The organism is Intrasporangium chromatireducens Q5-1, assembly GCF_000576575.1.
Lineage (GTDB): Bacteria > Actinomycetota > Actinomycetes > Actinomycetales > Dermatophilaceae > Intrasporangium_A > Intrasporangium_A chromatireducens.
Genome location: NZ_AWQS01000520.1, coordinates 1 through 969, shown reverse-complemented (window position 1 = coordinate 969; position 969 = coordinate 1). Strand labels below are relative to the sequence as shown.

The following is a 969-nucleotide window of genomic DNA, read 5'->3' as shown; positions in this document are numbered from 1 at the left end:
CCCTCGACCGGTCGGTTTGGCGCCGGACCGGCCTACGATCGCGTCGTGCCGCGCGTCCTCGCCACCGTCCGGGTGCTCGCCCTGGCGTGCCATCTCCCCCCGACCGTGGGCGTGACGACCATGACGGCGCTCCTCGCCGTGGCCGCACGACACACGTGGGGCACGGGCATCCTCGTGACGGCGGCCGTCTTCACCGGGCAACTGTCGATCGGCTGGTCGAACGACGCGTATGACGCCACCCGGGACCGCGCCACGGGGCGCAGCGACAAGCCACTCGTGCAGCAGCCGGCGGCGCGCCCGGCGGTGTGGACGGCGACCGCCGTCGCGCTCTTGGTCTGCATCGCGCTGTCGCTCGCCTGCGGTGCCCCGGCCGCCGTCGCCCACCTGGTCTTCGGAGTGGGCGCCGGATGGACGTACAACTTCTGGGCCAAGGCGACCATCTGGTCACCGATTCCGTATGCCGTCGCGTTCGCGGCGCTGCCCTCCACCGTGTGGTTGGCCCTCCCTCCCAGAGCGTTGCCTCCCCTGTGGCTGATGGCCGCGGGCGCCCTCCTCGGCGTCGGGGCACACCTGCTCAACACGCTGCCCGACCTCGAGGGCGACGTGGCGACCGGTGTCATCGGCCTACCCCATCGCATGGGTGCGCGGGCTGTGCAGGTGGTCGCTCCTAGCGTCCTGCTGGTCGCGACCGTCGTCGTGGTGCTGCGCCCCGGCAGCCCGGAGCGGGCAGGTGTTCTCGGGTGGGTCGCACTCGGCGCGGCCGCCGTGCTCGCCGGGCTCGCGATGCGGGGCCGTGGGCGAGTTCCGTTCCTGACCGCGATGGCGATCGCCGCAATCGACGTGATCACCATCGTCCTTCTCCCTCCGACGGCGTCCTGAGTCACAGGGCTTCACGTCCGGTCTCGGCACGTCCCGGTCCCGGTCGCGCACTCGAGGGCTCGCGACCGGAGTTTGCGCTCACTCGACGGG

General features: G+C 72.4%; 1 protein-coding gene. It reads left to right on the top strand.

Annotation, left to right across the window (positions count from 1 at the left end):
• Positions 1-879 (top strand): UbiA family prenyltransferase (locus N864_RS22665; RefSeq protein ID WP_338033669.1); only part of this gene is annotated, 879 nt, incomplete at its 5' end.
• Between the last annotated feature and the right edge of the window lie 90 nt (positions 880-969).